The organism is Mycobacterium sp. 3519A, from assembly GCF_900240945.1.
In the GTDB taxonomy this organism is placed as follows: Bacteria; Actinomycetota; Actinomycetes; order Mycobacteriales; family Mycobacteriaceae; genus Mycobacterium.
The window spans coordinates 2668800-2682891 of record NZ_OESG01000013.1 but is presented as its reverse complement, the minus strand read 5'-3'; the positions used below and the strand labels follow the sequence as shown (position 1 = coordinate 2682891).

Below are 14092 nucleotides of genomic sequence, written 5' to 3'. Positions count from 1 at the left end.
CACGGCCCTACTCTATGCACCCGCGCCGACACGGGCGGCGAGTCAGGGGGCGACGACGATGTCGACGTCCTGGTCGGTCGGGCCGGCGTTCGCGTGCAGGCCGTCGCCTTCCACCAAGGCGAGGGTGTTGTCCGCGTTGGGGCCACCGGCGTTGGCCGTGCTGTTGTTTCCGACGACGCTGGCGGTGTTCTGGTTGCCAAGGCCGCCGATGTGCCCGCCCGCCACCGCCGAGCTGTCGTCGCCGTCTACCGCCGCGAAGTTCCCGTTGCCGAACGCCGCGGTCGCCTCGCTGTCGGTGCCGTTTGCGATGGCCGTGTTGTCGTTCCCGACAACCGCCCTCGCCGTGCTCAGGTTTCCATTCACCGAGGCCTGATTGTCGTTGCCCTCGCTTGCAGTCGCCGTACTGCCGTTGCCGTAAACCTCGGCATAGTTGTCTTTGCCGAAGTTCGCCAGCGCCGTGCTGTCGTCTCCGACGACTATCGCGGTATTTCCGTTGTTGCCGTCGCCCGGATTGCCGATCAGGCTCTGGCCGGCGGCGGCCGTGCTGCGGTCACCGATGACTTCAGCCTTGTTGTCATCACCGTCGCCCGACGCGGCGAGGCTATTGTCACCGTCGACAGTTGCGATGTTGTTGTTACCGATCTCAGCGTCGGTATGGCTGTTGTTGCCGGTGGTGGTGGCGGTGTTGTCATTGCCTACGATTGCGTGTGCCTCGCTGTTGTCGCCGACAACCGTCGCGGTGTTGCGGTCGCCGTTGCCGACCTCCGCGACGCTGCCGTCGCCGGTGACCGTGGCGGTGTTGTCGTCGCCGAGGACAGCGAACGCGCGACTGTCGTTGCCCGTCACGGTGACGATGTTGCCGTCACCGCCGAGCACCGACGCCAGGTTGTCGTCGCCGGTCACGGTGACCGTGTTGTTGGAGCCCTCGATGACTCCCGCGGTATCCGTTGGCACACTTCCGGAGAATGCGCGACTGCCGTCGCCCGTGACAATCGCGGTGTTGTTCTCGCCACCCCTGGCGGTGGCGTCGCTGTCGTCCCCGATCACGGTGGCGGTGTTGTTGTCACCGCCGATGACGTTTTCTGTGCTACCTGCGGTGGCGGTGCTGCCGTTGCCGATCACGGTGGCGGTGTTGTGGGTGCCTCCGGTTGCCTTGGCGGTGCTGTTGTCACCTTCGACGTACGCAGTGTTGTTGGTGCCCGCCGCAATCGCGTGACTGTTCGTACCAATGGCAGTCGCTCGGGTACCGTCCCCGTCCGCGTCTGCTGAACTCTGGTCGCCGCGGGCGATCGCGACAGAACCGGTGCCCGTCGCACTGGAGCTGGCGGTGCCTCTTGTCACCCGCGTTTCGCCGTTGGCCGACACGCTGAAGCTTGGACCCTTGCCGTTGTCCGGGGGCTTGGCGGAGGCTGCCCACGGGGCCGCGACCAACCCCGTCCCGATGCCCAATGCGATTGCAAGTCCCCCGACTCGACCGACATACGTTGCGTATGACATGGTCCCTCCCCAGCGAGTAGAACATTGTTGCTCGAGGCAAGTATCTGCTGGTAGAAGGCTGTGAGCGCGGGTAGTCAACTACGCCTTTCCGGTTGCATCAGCGAAACTGACTACGTCATTTCCCGAGTGCGTTCTGACCGGACTACGCCTTTCGCTTCGTCGCGCGATAGCGGTGTCCCTCGACCGTGCGGACCGAAACGTTCAACCGGTGCGCGATGTCGCGGTTCGACAGACCCCGCGCTGCCATGGCCAACACCTCGCGCTGCCTACCGGTCAGCAGGTCCGCCTCCACGGCCCGCAATGCGGGCGTGTCCATGCCCCCGCACAACTCGGCCAGCTCGTGCGCCCGCGCCAACTCGGTGAGTGCCGAACCCCGTTGATCGCGTCTCCGGTATGCGTTGGCGGCGTGTGCGGCGGCGTCGATCGCCGCGGCCAGGTCACCAAACCTCTCGAAACTGCGCGATGCTGCCGACAATTGGTCTGCGTCGCCTACAGCCAGCGCGCTGGCGTGGGCTGCCGCGGCGGCCACCCTCGGGCCTTCGACGAACTCCCGGAGGTCGCCGAGCCGTGTCGCAGATGTGAAATCGCCGAAGCGCACTGCGGTATGCAAACACATCGTCTCCTGAGCGAAATAGCCTTGCTCTCTGGCGATTTCGGCCGCTTTCAGACAGCTCGCCACTGCGGCTGTCATTTCTCCCTCCGCGGCGGACAGCCAAGCACGCGCCAACACGCAACGCGGCTCCAAATAGCCGAACGGATTCTGCAACGCGTCCAACGCGGCGAATTCAGAGGTGGCACTGTCTGCATCGCCGCATGTCGCCAGTGCCACCACGAAATCGCAGCGGGACAGCACTTCACCAAGTTTCACGTTGCCGATTTCCGTGAAAGTACGAACCGCCTTCTCGAGTCGACTGATCGCAGCGCGAACCCGTCCCCCACTTAGGTCAACGTGACCCATGAACAGCGCGGCATAGGCGCTTGACGCCACCGGGGTATCGATCGTTTGGTGTGCGGCCCGTTGGGCCAGCCCTTGCGCTTCGCCGAGATGTCCAGCAAGAACGAGCGCCTGGATGTGATGCTCGGTGAAACCAAAGAGCATCGGGGCGACGCCCGGCGAACGTTCAGCCAGTTGATAGCCACGTTTCGCCGCGCCGGTTGCTTTTTCGACGCGGCCTGCGTACCCACACGCGAGTTCAAGTGCGTACAACGCGTTCATCGCTGCGATATCTGAAATATCCTTGCTGAGAACGGAATCCGCGATGTCGATCGCGGCACCCGCCGATCCGTCTGCGGCTTCGACCAACGCCCGGTATGCAGTGAGCACGCCGTGTGTCTCGACCGGAAGTCGCCCTTGCGCGTCGTCGAGCACTTGGCGCGATGCAGCAGTCTGGCCTAGTACCCAATACAGGTTCGCTGCCCGGAACATCGCCAAGTTTGCAAGCTCTTCTGGTGCGAAACGCTGGTCGAACACGTCAGCGAGGATGCGTTCCGCCTCAGGTGCTCGACCGACTAGATGCAACGCGAAGGTGTGCAGATACGTCGCCTCGTAGGTCGTCTCTACGCGCCGGGCTTCACCCGCAAGGCGTTCTGCCAATAGCGGATTCAAAAGCTGCATTGCTGCGCCAGCCGCTTGAGTGAAAAGCGCACCATTGGGCGGCAGATCCGATTCGAGCCACCACAGCGCTCGACGTAGCAGCTCCTGGGTATCGCCAACCGGACCGTCGGCGACCGCCCGCACGACGCGCCCGCGCAGTTCCCTGCCTCGCATGCCACTGCTCTTCCAGCGGCGGACCTCGCCATACAACGGGTGACCCAACCTCGCAATGGCCGTGGTCGAGTCGTACTCGACAGCGACCAGTCCCCTCGTCCTAGCCTCCTCGACAACCGACCAGTCGGTGATCTGGGCCAGCAAGTCGCATTCGAGCGGTCCCGCCACGGTCAGCAGGTCGACGACGTCGGCCAGCGGTTCAGACAGCGCGCCCATCTGCGATGTGACCAGATCGGCGAGCTCGGTCGACGCGAGGTCGTTGCCGTCCCACGCCCACGAGCCGTTGCGAAACGACCAGTGCTTTCGCGCCAGCTCCTGGTCCACGAGGTGACGCAGGAACAACGCGTTGCCCTGCGTCAACTGCCATAGGTGTTCCAGGGTGGTCGGGGCGACCGGTCCGTGCAGCACCCGCGTTAGAAGCTGGCAGCATTCCTGCCGCGTCAGCGCGGTGAGCTGGATGCGGTCAAGGTAGGAATCTTTCCACAACCCGGTGATCGCGTCGGGAGCCTGCTCCCGATTTCTCACGGTCACAACGACTTTCGCGAGCTGACGATTAATCAGCTGATGCACGACCAACGCGGAGAGCTCGTCGAGTTGATGCGCATCATCCACCCCCACGACCACTGAGCGGCCCCGGGTGGTCGCGGTGAGAGTGTCGATGACGCTGCGCACCAGCATGGTGGGATCCGAGCCGGCATCACGGATCCATTCCGAGAACGCGCCGAACGGCAGCGCGCGGCCCGACTTGGTGGCAACGACCCATCTTGTCTCGCACCGATCCGCTATGGCGGTCAGAACTTCTCGCGCCAGCCGACTCTTGCCGACCCCGGGGTCACCCGCGATCACCACACCGGACGACGAGCCGGGCTCGGCCAATGTGCGGACGATCTGCGCGGTCTCTACGGCCCGCCCAGTGAACGGCCACAGGTTTCCCACAGGTAAATCCTAGGATGTCGCAGCTGCGGGTAGTCGGTGTTTACCGGTAGCCGACACGCCATCGGCAAACCAAAATCAGGCGCTGAGAAGCCGCCGTGCTTTATCGACCAGTACACGTGCCGCCGGGCTCATCGGGCCGACCGACCGCCATGCCAGCACCAGCCGGCCGCGCAACTCGGGCACGATCGGCAGGGCGCACAGCCGGTCGCGGCCCTGTGCCGCCGATCGCGGCACGATCGCCACTCCGAGGCCGCGTTCGGCCAGCTCGACCAGCGCCTGCGGGGTGCTGGCTTCGAACGCGATGCGCGGCGTGACTCTGGCCTGCGCGCAGGCCATGTCGAGCCGGCGCCGGATGCCGGTGCCCACCGGGAGCGCGATCAGCGGCCGGCCCACCAGCCCGGCCAACGTGATGGCATTGCGGCCCGCCAGCGCGTCGTCGCGGCAGACAGCGGCCACAAACGCCTCGTCGTTGACCACGAAGACGTCAAGCCCCTCCGGACATTCGTCGGGACCGATGGAGACGACCGCGGCATCCAGCGTGCCGCACCGCACCCGCTCGACAAGGGCGTCGGAATCATCTGTCTTGACGGTGATTTCGACGTCAGGATGGTCGGCGTGAAAATCCGCCAGTAGAACGGGCATGTCGATGTTGTGCGACAGGACGGTCCCGATGGTCAGTGTGCCGCGCACCAATTGGGTGAGTTCGCCGACCGTCCGCGAGACGTTGGCGGCGGCGGCCAGCGCGGCTCTGGCGTGTGGCAACACGGCCTCCCCAGCGGCCGTCAGGCGCACCGATCGCCGCGACCGGTCCAGCAGCGGCTGCCCGAGCTCACGTTCCAGGCGCGCAATCTGGGCGCTCACGCCGGGCTGCGCAACCTGCATCCGCTGGGCGGCCCTGGTGAAGTTGGCTTCTTCGGCGACGGCAACGAAGTACTTCAGTTGCCGCAATTCCATAACTGATCATTATAGTTACGCGACCATCAAGTTATTGGACAGATAGTACTTCTGCGCCAACTATGAAAACGTGACCCAGCTTCTCGTTGTCGGCGCGGGTATCGGCGGCCTGACCGCCGCGCTGACGCTCAACGCCAGAGGTATCGAGGCCATCGTCATCGAGAAGGCCACCGAGTTGCGGCCACTGGGAGTCGGCATCAATCTGCTGCCGCACGCGGTGCGCGAACTCGTGGAACTGGGGCTGGGCGATGAGATCGCGCACATCGCCGTCGCACCACACGCCCACGCGTTTTACGACACCGAAGGCAACCTGCTGTTCCGTGAGCCCCGCGGGTTGGAGGGCGGCTACGGTTGGCCGCAGTACTCCGTGCACCGCGGCCAGCTGCAGATGATGCTGCTGACCGCGCTGCGCGACCGCACTGGCAGCGACGTCGTGCGTACCGCCTGCGAGCTGACCGACTTCGAGCAGACGAACGGCGGTGTGCATGTGCGCACTTCCAGCGGAGAATGTGAAGCCCGAATGCTGGTGGGAGCGGACGGCATTCACTCGACCGTGCGGGAACGTCTGCACCCGGCGGGTGATCCACTGCGGTGGGCCGGTGTGCAGATATTTCGCGGCGTGGCACCCGGTGAGCCATTCCTCGACGGCCGGACCGCGGTGATGGTCAAGGCCGACGGAGCCGACTTCGTGGTGTATCCGCTCGGCGGCGGGCTGATCAACTGGGTGATGCTGAAGAAGGTGACCGCTCCGGGCGCGCTGCCAGGTGACGCGAAGTGGAACCGGCCCGGCGACCGGTCCGAGGTGGTGGCGATGCTCGCTGAGTGGAACCTCGGCTGGCTGGACGCGGTCGATCTCGTACGCCGCACCGAGCTGGTGCTGGAGTATCCGATGGTCGACCGCGACGTGCTGCCGTGGTGGGGCCGCGGCGGGGTGACGCTCCTCGGCGACGCCGCGCATCCGATGTATCCCGTTGGCGCCAACGGTGGTTCGCAAGCAATCGTCGACGCGCGGGTGCTGGCCGACGAACTGGCCCGCGACTTCCGCGGGGGCCTTCTCGCCTACGAGCGGATCCGTCGTCCCGAGACAGCCGACGTGGTAGCGGCCAACCGCGAAATGCACGTCATCGGCGCCACCCAGCGCCCGGAGGACCTGGCGCACGTTACGGGCAAGTACCGCAAGGACACTCGCGCAGACGAGGTTCGGGCATGACGACCTAAGTATTGGTGCCAGGGGCCTGCCACGGCGCGTGGTGCTTCGAGGAACTGACCGCCGCCCTGCGCTCGCGCGGACATCGGGTGTTGCCGGTCACCCTGACAGGTGTCGCTGAACGCGCCCACCTGCTGCGGATCCTGCTCGACTACAGCTGACCGGTACGGATCCAGTCGACCGTCATGTCGACGGGGTTCTGCGGATCGACGTACACCGCAAGTGTTGTGCCCGGCTGTATTCGGCCCATGTGCATATCCTCGACCACCTCGTCGAAGACTGCGCCGTAGGGTGCGGTGCCGTCCGCGCGTTCGACCCTCACCTGCATCCGCACCACCGGCGACATGTTCAGATAAGAGCCGACCTGCCACACGCCGTCGACGGAGACGATGGCAGGCACGCCGCCGCCGTTCATCAACTGCGCATGTCGGATCATCCTGACGCCGATCTCGCTCGCGTCGGCCGCCTCGTGAATCCTGTTGGAAATGTCGGCGATCTGGCCGACGAACGACGACGGGAGACCCTGCGATTCCAGGTACTGCCTGTTGGCGCCATACATCCGCGCCCAGTCCTTGAACGGGTTGGGCATGATGTGTCCCGTCAGTAGCCGAGGAACTTACGGAACTGCTGCCCGACGGCCATCGACTGGCCCATCCGCTGCACCCAGCCGTCCAGCGCGGCCTTGGCGTCCGCAGGGTCCCACCCACGCTCCTGCGCCAACGTGATCATGCCCGCTTCGTTGTTGATGCCGCGGGCCTGCGCCTGGCGGGCCAAATCGGCATAGTCCTGCAGCGAAATACCGTTGATGGGCTGCCAGATCGGGTCGTCCGCCGCCACCGACTGCGTCGAGGGGCCGCCGAACATGGCCGGGTTCATCATTCCGCCGGCACCCTTGACGTGCACCATGCCGTCGCCCTGCTGTGCCTGCTGGGCGGCCTTCTTTGCCTTGTCGAACAATCCCATCGGTGTCTCCGAATCTTCCAGGCGGCCACGGTGGCCGCGCATCGGCGGTTAGTACAGACGGTGGCTGGGACTACCGATCCCAAGTCCAGAGCTATCGTCAGCGACACGGGCTGCCGGGTATGAGGTAGTCGACTACCCCATCTGTCGGCGGCTCAGCTGGACCAACAACTGGAACACGTTTCAGTTTTGCGTGCCGACTCGGTACGCTGACCGGGTGTCAGCTTCCACGCAACCCGCGATCGACGGGTGGTTCGCCACCGACACGTCCGGCCAGCCCTATCTGATCGGCGGCAAGTGTCATCTGTGCGGTACCTACGTCTTTCCGCCGCGGGCCAACAACTGCCCCAACCCCGGCTGTGAAGGTGACGAGCTTGCGCAGGTGCCGCTGTCGCAGCGCGGCACGCTGTGGAGCTACACCGAGAACCGGTATGCCCCGCCGCCGCCATATCCGTCACCGGATCCGTTCGAACCGTTCGCCGTCGCCGCCGTGCAACTGGCCGACGAGGGTTTGATCGTGCTCGGCAAGGTGGTCGAGGGCACGCTCGCGACGGATCTGAAGGTCGGCATGGAGATGGAACTGGCCACCATGCCGCTGTTCGTCGACGACGACGGCGTGGAGAGAGTCGTCTACGCGTGGAGGCCCGCTGATGAGTCCTGAACCGCTTTACATCCTTGGCGCGGGCATGCACCCGTGGGGCAAGTGGGGACGCGATTTCACCGAATACGGCGTGGTGGCCGCGCGCGCCGCGCTGGCCGAGGCGGGCCTGGACTGGCGTCAGATCCAACTGGTCGCGGGTGCGGACACGATCCGGAACGGCTACCCCGGCTTCGTCGCCGGGTCGACGTTCGCGCAGAAGTTGGGCTGGAACGGCGTGCCAGTGTCGTCGTCATACGCCGCGTGCGCCAGCGGATCTCAGGCGTTGCAGAGCGCACGTGCCCAGATCCTGGCCGGCTTCTGTGACGTCGCGTTGGTGATCGGCGCCGACACCACGCCGAAGGGTTTTTTTGCGCCGGTGGGCGGCGAACGCAAGAACGATCCCGACTGGCAGCGGTTCCACTTGATCGGCGCGACCAACACCGTGTACTTCGCGCTGCTGGCCCGCCGCCGGATGGATCTCTACGGCGCGACGCTCGAGGACTTCGCGGCGGTGAAGGTGAAGAACTCGAAACACGGACTCAACAACCCGAACGCGCGCTACCGCAAGGAAGCCTCCGTCGAGGACGTGCTGGCCAGCCCGGTGGTTTCGGATCCACTACGGCTGCTTGATATTTGCGCGACGTCGGACGGCGCGGCCGCGTTGATCGTGGCCAGCGCGGAGTTCACCAAGAAGTATCTGGGTTCGCTCGAGGGCGTGCCGTCGGTGCGCGCGGTGTCGACGGTGACACCGCAATATCCGCAGCATCTGCCCGAATTACCCGATATTGCAACGGATTCCACCGCCGCAGTGCCAGCACCGGAGCGCGTGTTCAAGGATCAGATTCTCGACGCCGCTTACGCCGAGGCCGGCATCGGCCCCGAAGACCTCTCGCTGGCGGAGGTCTACGACCTTTCCACCGCGTTGGAACTCGACTGGTATGAGCACCTCGGCCTGTGCCCCAAAGGCGAGGCCGAACAGTTGTTGCGCAGTGGCGCAACGGCGGTCGGCGGCCGCATCCCGGTCAACCCGTCGGGAGGGTTGGCCTGTTTCGGGGAGGCGATCCCGGCGCAGGCCATCGCGCAGGTGTGCGAACTGACGTGGCAACTGAAGGGCCAGGCCACCGGCCGCCAGGTCGAGGGCGCCACCGTCGGCGTCACCGCCAACCAAGGTCTGTTCGGACATGGCTCGTCGGTGATCGTCGCCCGCTAGCCCGCGCCGAACGTGAACTTACGCTCGAGATTTCCGGGAAATCTGACACGCAAGCTCACGTTCGACGAGCAGAGGTTCACGGCCTACGGCCCGTCGCATTGGGCCGTCATTGCGGTGTTTCTCCTCGGCGCGGTCGCCCTGGTGTCGATCGGCCGCAGGCAGGCCGAACAGCAGGCGCGACGGCTCGGCCGCGTGCTGGGCGCGGTGACGGCGCTGATCTATGCCGCGATCCTGATCTACGTGCTGAGCCCGCCGACACTCGATTCGGTACCGCTGCAGTTGACCGACCTGGCGACCGTCGTTGCCGCGTATGCCCTGTGGTCACGCAGGCAGTGGGCCTATGTGCTGACCTACTACTGGGGGCTGGTGCTGAGCACCCAGGCGTTGATCTCGCCTGCGTTGCAGAGCCCCGACTTTCCGCACTACCAGTTCCTGGCGTTCTGGGCGATTCACCTGTTGGTGGTGTGGGCGGCCGTCTATCTCACCTGGGGCCGCGGGATGCGGCCGGACTGGCGCAGCTACCGGTTCGCCGTCGCAGTCACGCTGGTGTGGGCAACGGTGACGTTCGTGTTCAACCGCATCGCCGGAACCAATTACGGCTTCCTCAACCACAAACCGTCCACGTCATCGCTGCTGGACGTGATGGGCCCCTGGCCCTGGTACATCTTCGTCGCCGCGGCGCTGGTGCTCATCGTGTGGGCGTTGATGACATGGCCGTGGATGCGTCGCGTTAGCGTGGATTGAGGACATGTCAGAAGTCATTTCGGTCCGGGTCAAACCCGGCAGCAAGAAGGGCCCGCTGGTCGAGACCGCTGCCGAAGGGCTGACCATCTATGTCCGCGAGCGGGCGGTCGACGGTAAGGCGAACGAAGCCGTCACGAAACTGCTCGCCGACCACTTCGGCGTTCCACGTAGAGACGTCGAACTGGTGTCCGGTACGACGGGCCGGCTCAAGCGGTTTCGCATCTCCCGGTGAGCGACCGCTTTTGCACAGTTTTGTACGGCGTGTCGCGTGCAGACACGGTCACTCGCGCAGAGGCGCTAGGCCACGCCGAGATACGCCGCGCGAATGCTGTCGTCGTCCAGCAACTCTCGCGCGTTGCCTTCCCTGGTGATCTCTCCGGTCTCCAGAATGTAGGCCCGATCCGACCTACTGAGCGCCTGCTGCGCGTTCTGCTCGACCAACAGCACCGTCGTGCCCTGCGAGTTGATCTCGGCGATGATCTTGAAGATCTGCGATATCACCATCGGCGCCAGGCCCATCGACGGTTCGTCGAGCAGCAGCACCTTCGGCCGGGCCATCAACGCACGCCCGATCGCCAGCATCTGCTGCTCGCCGCCGGACAGCGTGCCGCCGACCTGATTCTTGCGTTCGGCCAGCCTCGGGAACGTCTCGAGCACCCAGTCGAGGCGCTCGTTGTGCTCGGCCTTGGAGGCGAATTTGCGCCCGTAGCAACCCATTTCGATGTTCTCGGTGACGGTCATACCTGGGAAGACGCCGCGACCCTCGGGCGCCTGGATCAGCCCGTCGCTCACCCGCTTGTGCGCCTTGACCCGGCTGATGTCCTGCCCGTCGAACCACACCGAGCCCGAGGTGAGTGGCCGCAGGCCCGAAATGGCCCGCATCATCGTGGTTTTGCCTGCCCCGTTCGAGCCGAGCAGCGTGACGAGTTCGCCTTCGCGCACCACCAGGGACACGCCGTGCAACGCCTTGATGCGGCCATAGTGCACCACGACATCGCGGGCCTCGAGCAGCACTGGACGGGATGTTTCAGTGGATAGTGTCATCAGGCACCCCCAGATAGGCGGCGATGACCTTCGGGTCTTCGCGGATCTCGTGCGGCAGGCCGTCGGCGATCTTGCGGCCGAATTCGAGCACCACGATCCGGTCGGTCACCCCCATCACCAACCGCATGTCGTGTTCGATCAGCAATACGGTGTAGCCGTCGTCGCGGATCTTGCGGATCAGGTCGATCAGCGCCGCCTTCTCGCTCGGGTTGAACCCGGCGGCGGGTTCGTCGAGGCACAACAGTTTGGGCTCGGTGGCCAGTGCTCGGGCGATCTCGAGACGACGCTGGTCGCCGTACGGCAGGTTCTTGGCCTTCTCCTCGCCGCGATGGGCGATGCCGACGAAATGCAGCAGCGCCGCCGCGCGTTCGATCGCCGTCTTCTCCTCCCGCCGATGCCGCGGTGTGCGCACCAGCGCGCCGGGCACCGACGTCTTGTGCCGCGCATCGGTTGCCACGACGACGTTTTCGAGCGCCGTCATCTCGCCCCACAACCGGATGTTCTGGAAGGTGCGGGCGATGCCCTTGCGGGTGATCTGATGCCGTTTGATCCGCCCCAGCGGCGCCCCGTCGAAGATCACCAAGCCCGAACTCGGCCGGTACACCCCGGTGATCGCGTTGAAGCACGTGGTCTTGCCCGCGCCGTTCGGACCGATCAGCCCGAGGATTTCACCGCGTTTGATGTTGAAGCTGACCGAATCCAGCGCGACGAGACCGCCGAACTTCATGGTCAACTCCTGTGTCTCCAGGAGTGTTTCGCCTTCGGCGGCGTGGATTTCGCGGTGGACGCCCGCCAGGTCCTCGATCGTCATTGGGCCGGCTCCTTCTCGCCCGGCGGGGTTCTCAGGAACTCCCGTGCCGTCTTGCCATACGCCAACAACTGCTGGCGGACGGGGAACAGCCCCTCCGGCCGGAAGATCATCATGACCACCAACGCCAATCCGAAGAACAGATACTTCAGGTCACCGAGGTTGATGCCGAGGAAGTGCACACCGAGCAATCGGTTCGGCAGGTAGACGATGATGAACGCGCCGAAGATCACGCCCAGCTTGTTGCCCTGACCGCCGAGCACCACCGCGCACAGGAACAGCATCGAGTTGATGATGTTGAACGTCGGGGGCGCGACGTACTGCACCTGGCCCGCGTACAGCGCGCCGGACAGGCCGCCGATCGCCGCACCCATCACGAACGCCCACAGTTTGAAGCGGAAAGTGTTGACGCCCATCACTTCTGCGGCGTCCTCGTCTTCCCGGATCGCCACCCACGCGCGGCCTACCCTGCTGCGTTCCAGGTTGCCGACCAACAGCAGAATGACCACGATCAGCACCAGCCCGAGCCAGAACCACCAGGTTCCGTAGTTGGCGGCGCCCGTGGAGTTGCCGTTGGAGAACACGCCTTCGGGCAGCCTCTCGCTCTCCCCCAGCCGCGGGTAGGCGACCTCGTTCAGGCCGCGAGGACCGTTGGTGATGTCGGAGAGGTTGTCGGCCATCAGCCGGATGATCTCGCCGAAGCCCAGGGTCACGATGGCCAGATAGTCACCGCGCAACCGCAGCGTCGGGATGCCGAGGATCAGACCCGCCAGCGCTGTCATGGCCATCGCCAGCGGCACGCACGCCAACCACGCCCACGGTGCACTGAACCACCCGTCGGGCCCTACCTTGTTCCATGGGCTGTCCGGGCTGGTGAGCAAGGCGACCGTGTACGCGCCCACCGCGTAGAACCCGACGTAGCCCAAGTCGAGCAGACCCGCCTGGCCGACGACGACATTGAGGCCGATCGCGATGATCGCCACCATCGCGAACTGCGCCATGGTGCCGCCGAAGCTGATGCCAGGTGTGTTGAAGAACGGCGGCGTATAAAGCGGTAACAGCGCGAGTGCACCGAACAGCAGGGCGCCGAATATCCACTTCTGTGCCCGCGACAATCCGTCCCACCAGTTGCGCAGGCCGTCGCCCGGCGCCAACACAGATTTGATGCGCGATCCGCCTTCGGCTTCTCGCTTGGCCCGAATGCGCGATCCGCCTTCGGCTTCTCGCTTGTCGTTCATGCGCGTGCCTTCCCGAGGCTCTCACCGAGTATGCCGGTCGGCCTGAACAACAGCACCAGAACCAGCAGCACGAACGCGACGACGTCGCGCCACTGCGTGCCGAACACGGCCTGACCGTAGTTCTCCATGATGCCGAGCAGCAGACCGCCGAGCAGCGCGCCGCGCAGGTTGCCGATGCCGCCGAGCACCGCAGCCGAGAAAGCCTTGATACCCAACAGGAATCCGCCGGAGTAGATGATGCCCTGCGGCACTTTCAGCGTGTAGAGCAGCGCCGCCGCGCCCGCGAGCAGACCGCCGATCAAGAACGTCGTCGTGATGATGCGTTCGCGCGACACCCCCATCAACGTCGCGGTCGTCGGGTCCTGGGCGACAGCGCGAATACCGCGGCCGAACTTTGTCCGGTTGATCGCGAAATCGGTCAGCACCGCGAAGATCAACGCAGCGACGATGATCACGATGGTGATGTTGGAAACCGTCGCACCGAAGATGGTGAACTGCGTCTTGGGCTGCACCAGAATGATCGGCTGCTGCGCGTTGCTGCCGCCGTACCCTTTCAACAGCTTCGGCAGGACGAAGTGGACGAACTCCTGCAGCACGAACGACATACCGATTGCGGTGATCAGGAATGTCAGCGACCGGGCACCCCGTTTCCGCAGCGGCCGATACGCGATGAATTCCAGCCCAACGGCGGCCGAACCGGATACCAGCATCGCGAACAACATCGCCACGCCCAGATACAGGATCGTCAGCCCGATGCCCTTGCTGTACGCGTTGCCGCTCGGCGTGAAGCCAACGATCATGTCGAGCGCGAAGTACGCGCCGAACATGCCGAGCATGAAGATCTCGGAATGCGCGAAGTTGATCAGTCGCAGCACGCCGAACACCAGCGTGTATCCGACCGCCACCAACGCATAGATGGCTCCCCAGGACAGACCGTCGATCGTCAGCTGCCAGAAGCCAATTCGCAGGCCTTCTAGGTTGAAGTTGATGTTGGCGGCCAGACAGGCGTATTGAGCCCCGTGATCTAGGCACTCGTGGATCATCCGGGGGCAGCTCCTCGCGACAGTGGTCTATCCGATGGGACGT

Annotated in this window: 14 protein-coding genes and 1 pseudogene; 6 read left to right on the top strand and 9 right to left on the bottom strand. The window is 65.0% G+C overall.

Annotated features, from left to right (window positions below):
* Positions 1-42: 42 nt before the first annotated feature.
* From C1A30_RS20725 to C1A30_RS20715, 3 genes are all read right to left on the bottom strand, one after another.
* Entirely contained in the window at positions 43-1497 is a 1455-nt protein-coding gene (locus C1A30_RS20725) for a hypothetical protein (RefSeq protein WP_160112775.1), read from the bottom strand.
* A 142-nt stretch (positions 1498-1639) separates the two neighbouring features.
* Positions 1640-4201 carry a LuxR C-terminal-related transcriptional regulator gene (locus C1A30_RS20720; protein ID WP_101949979.1) on the bottom strand — a complete coding sequence of 854 codons (2562 nt, stop codon included), beginning with the start codon at positions 4199-4201 and terminating at the stop codon, positions 1640-1642.
* Positions 4202-4276: 75 nt separating this feature from the next.
* The gene (locus C1A30_RS20715) at positions 4277-5155 is read right to left on the bottom strand and encodes a LysR family transcriptional regulator (protein ID WP_101949978.1); all 879 of its coding nucleotides are present in this window, start codon (positions 5153-5155) and stop codon (positions 4277-4279) included.
* Between the two features lie 70 nt (positions 5156-5225).
* On the opposite strand from C1A30_RS20715, the gene C1A30_RS20710 reads away from it, so the two are divergent.
* Both C1A30_RS20710 and C1A30_RS20705 read left to right on the top strand, forming a co-directional pair.
* Positions 5226-6365, top strand: coding sequence for an FAD-dependent monooxygenase (locus tag C1A30_RS20710; RefSeq protein ID WP_101949977.1), 1140 nt, complete (start codon positions 5226-5228; stop codon positions 6363-6365).
* Positions 6366-6376: 11 nt separating this feature from the next.
* A pseudogene (locus tag C1A30_RS20705) lies at positions 6377-6496 on the top strand (alpha/beta hydrolase); the annotation flags it as partial.
* A gap of 17 nt (positions 6497-6513) precedes the next feature.
* On the opposite strand, the gene C1A30_RS20700 reads toward C1A30_RS20705, so the two are convergent.
* Together C1A30_RS20700 and C1A30_RS20695 are read right to left on the bottom strand one after the other, a co-directional pair.
* On the bottom strand, positions 6514-6951 hold the full coding sequence (locus C1A30_RS20700) for a hypothetical protein (RefSeq protein WP_101949976.1): 438 nt from the start codon (positions 6949-6951) through the stop codon (positions 6514-6516).
* A gap of 11 nt (positions 6952-6962) precedes the next feature.
* Entirely contained in the window at positions 6963-7367 is a 405-nt protein-coding gene (locus C1A30_RS20695; RefSeq protein WP_235010018.1) for a hypothetical protein, read from the bottom strand.
* 172 nt (positions 7368-7539) lie between these two features.
* On the opposite strand from C1A30_RS20695, the gene C1A30_RS20690 reads away from it, so the two are divergent.
* Genes C1A30_RS20690 through C1A30_RS20675 form a run of 4 tightly spaced genes read left to right on the top strand, consistent with a single transcriptional unit; the run spans position 7540 to position 10148 of the window.
* Positions 7540-7983 (top strand): Zn-ribbon domain-containing OB-fold protein, encoded by a 444-nt coding sequence (locus C1A30_RS20690; protein WP_101949975.1) that lies wholly within the window; start codon positions 7540-7542, stop codon positions 7981-7983.
* Positions 7973-9172 carry a lipid-transfer protein gene (locus C1A30_RS20685; protein WP_101949974.1) on the top strand — a complete coding sequence of 400 codons (1200 nt, stop codon included), beginning with the start codon at positions 7973-7975 and terminating at the stop codon, positions 9170-9172. Before C1A30_RS20690 ends, C1A30_RS20685 begins: the two co-directional genes overlap by 11 nt.
* Positions 9173-9184: 12 nt before the next feature.
* The gene (locus C1A30_RS20680) at positions 9185-9916 is read left to right on the top strand and encodes a TIGR02206 family membrane protein (protein ID WP_369974141.1); all 732 of its coding nucleotides are present in this window, start codon (positions 9185-9187) and stop codon (positions 9914-9916) included.
* Between the two features lie 4 nt (positions 9917-9920).
* Positions 9921-10148, top strand: a complete 228-nt coding sequence (locus tag C1A30_RS20675) for a DUF167 domain-containing protein (protein WP_101949973.1) — start codon at positions 9921-9923, stop codon at positions 10146-10148.
* A gap of 65 nt (positions 10149-10213) precedes the next feature.
* Here C1A30_RS20675 and C1A30_RS20670 read toward each other — a convergent pair whose 3' ends face one another.
* The 4 genes from C1A30_RS20670 to C1A30_RS20655 form a co-directional block, all read right to left on the bottom strand.
* The gene (locus C1A30_RS20670; protein ID WP_101949972.1) at positions 10214-10960 is read right to left on the bottom strand and encodes an ABC transporter ATP-binding protein; all 747 of its coding nucleotides are present in this window, start codon (positions 10958-10960) and stop codon (positions 10214-10216) included.
* Positions 10944-11771 carry an ABC transporter ATP-binding protein gene (locus C1A30_RS20665; protein WP_101949971.1) on the bottom strand — a complete coding sequence of 276 codons (828 nt, stop codon included), beginning with the start codon at positions 11769-11771 and terminating at the stop codon, positions 10944-10946. The genes C1A30_RS20670 and C1A30_RS20665 overlap by 17 nt, the downstream gene beginning before the upstream one ends.
* Entirely contained in the window at positions 11768-12934 is a 1167-nt protein-coding gene (locus C1A30_RS20660; protein ID WP_101950359.1) for a branched-chain amino acid ABC transporter permease, read from the bottom strand. Before C1A30_RS20660 ends, C1A30_RS20665 begins: the two co-directional genes overlap by 4 nt.
* Positions 12935-13002: 68 nt before the next feature.
* Positions 13003-14049, bottom strand: coding sequence for a branched-chain amino acid ABC transporter permease (locus tag C1A30_RS20655; RefSeq protein ID WP_101949970.1), 1047 nt, complete (start codon positions 14047-14049; stop codon positions 13003-13005).
* Positions 14050-14092 lie beyond the last annotated feature (43 nt).

Excerpts from the sequence above, each read along its gene's own strand:
- C1A30_RS20665 (WP_101949971.1), bottom strand. The coding sequence starts at position 11,771 with ATGACGATCGAGGACCTGGCGGGCGTCCACCGCGAAATCCACGCCGCC.
- C1A30_RS20695 (WP_235010018.1), bottom strand. The coding sequence starts at position 7,367 with ATGCGCGGCCACCGTGGCCGCCTGGAAGATTCGGAGACACCGATGGGA.
- C1A30_RS20670 (WP_101949972.1), bottom strand. The coding sequence starts at position 10,960 with ATGACACTATCCACTGAAACATCCCGTCCAGTGCTGCTCGAGGCCCGC.
- C1A30_RS20655 (WP_101949970.1), bottom strand. The coding sequence starts at position 14,049 with ATGATCCACGAGTGCCTAGATCACGGGGCTCAATACGCCTGTCTGGCC.
- C1A30_RS20685 (WP_101949974.1), top strand. The coding sequence starts at position 7,973 with ATGAGTCCTGAACCGCTTTACATCCTTGGCGCGGGCATGCACCCGTGG.
- C1A30_RS20725 (WP_160112775.1), bottom strand. The coding sequence starts at position 1,497 with ATGTCATACGCAACGTATGTCGGTCGAGTCGGGGGACTTGCAATCGCA.
- C1A30_RS20700 (WP_101949976.1), bottom strand. The coding sequence starts at position 6,951 with ATGCCCAACCCGTTCAAGGACTGGGCGCGGATGTATGGCGCCAACAGG.
- C1A30_RS20715 (WP_101949978.1), bottom strand. The coding sequence starts at position 5,155 with ATGGAATTGCGGCAACTGAAGTACTTCGTTGCCGTCGCCGAAGAAGCC.
- C1A30_RS20675 (WP_101949973.1), top strand. The coding sequence starts at position 9,921 with ATGTCAGAAGTCATTTCGGTCCGGGTCAAACCCGGCAGCAAGAAGGGC.